The organism is Actinokineospora sp. NBRC 105648, assembly GCF_030269645.1.
GTDB lineage: Bacteria > Actinomycetota > Actinomycetes > Mycobacteriales > Pseudonocardiaceae > Actinokineospora.
In genome coordinates this window covers 1-1,432 of the sequence record NZ_BSTR01000105.1, presented here as the reverse complement: position 1 = coordinate 1,432, position 1,432 = coordinate 1, and the positions used below count along the sequence as shown (strand labels likewise).

The following is a 1,432-nucleotide window of genomic DNA, read 5'->3' as shown; positions in this document are numbered from 1 at the left end:
GTTTTTTGACGATGTAGGAGTTGTGTCGTCCGCGTTTGATGACGCGGGGGTTTGTTCGTTCTCTGCGTTTCTTGCGGCGTCGGTTGATGTCGGTGATCGCGTCGGCGGTTGATCGTTTTCTGTGGTCAGGGGGAAAAGTCGGCTTGTGCGGTGATGTGGCGGCGGATGATGCGCAGGGTGCGCATGAAGGAGAGTCGGTCGGGGTCCTCGCCGATCTCGTCGGCTGCTCGGCACATGAGGTTTCGTATGCCGTAGTGCGTGAGCAGGAGTGCCCAGATTTCCTGGCGGACCATGTCGGGTGATCGTGACCGAAGGACTCGCGCGGGTCCGCGTTGGTGGGTTTTGATCTCGTCGATGAGCGTTTCACATTCCCACCGTTCGTGGTAGGCGGCGGCCAGTTCCTCGGCGGTCGCCTCCACCGGATCGAGGACCGAGGTCACCAGGCAGATGATCTCACCGGAGGCACTCCCGACCCTGTCGGGGACGTCGTATTCGACAACGCGGACCAAGTGGCCCTCGTCCGGATCGACGGAACAGCCGTCTCGAACGCGTCCGACGAGGTCGTCTCGTTTCCTGCCCTTGATGTCGGGATCGCAGGCGATCGAGAGGAACGAACCGTCGGGCAGCCACTCCACGACAGGCAACTGGAGGTTGGAGTTGACCCTCCACAGCAGGTCGGCGCCGCTGTCACGGAACTCCGCCCACAGGTCGAAACTGTAGAAGTTGCGATCCGCGGTGACCAACATCCCCTCCTCCAAGCGAGACAGGAAACCTCTCGCCAAGGCCCGCTCGTCGGTTTTACACGGCCCCATCGACGCCCCCACGACCGCGTGGGAACCGCATTCGGCCAACACCAGCACACGCACCTGAGGAAAAGCGCCGTCCCTCGTGCCGCTGTTCCTGCGCCCGAACTCGACAGAGTTCTCCTCGCTGTCGGGCACATCGAGCATGAACCCGTCGACCGCCATCAACCGCCGAGAGCCACACCAGGCCCCTTTCGTGCCCGGACCGGCCACCGGCACCGCGGTCCGCTCGAACAACCCACGCAACGGCTCGAACCCCAACCGTTGACGAGCCTGCGTGATCGCCGACGTCGACGGAACATTCCACTCACCCCGCCACGACCCCATGGACCGCAACGACCCGACCAGCTTATGCATCACTTCTTCGTAATCGTCATCGAAGAACAAACACATCGCCTGACAGAAACGCACCACCACATGCGCCGGAAGCAACCGCGAACGCCTCTCCCGACGCCCTGTCTCCGTCAACACATCCTCGATCACATCACGAGGAAACACCTCAGCCAACACACCCAACGAAACCCGATCCGTCAACCTCGCAGAACCGGAATCCACACCACGCGCCTTGACCTGCCCGACCCTCGCCACCCGCAAATCCTACCGCACCCACGGTTAACTTAGCGGTATTG

At 62.2% G+C, this 1,432-nt stretch carries 1 protein-coding gene; it reads right to left on the bottom strand.

Going from position 1 to position 1,432, the window contains the following annotated elements; translation table 11 throughout:
• Window positions 1-125: 125 nt before the first annotated feature.
• Window positions 126-1,358 carry an IS4 family transposase gene (locus tag QSK30_RS36560; RefSeq protein WP_502871945.1) on the bottom strand — a complete coding sequence of 411 codons (1,233 nt, stop codon included), beginning with the start codon at window positions 1,356-1,358 and terminating at the stop codon, window positions 126-128.
• Between the last annotated feature and the right edge of the window lie 74 nt (window positions 1,359-1,432).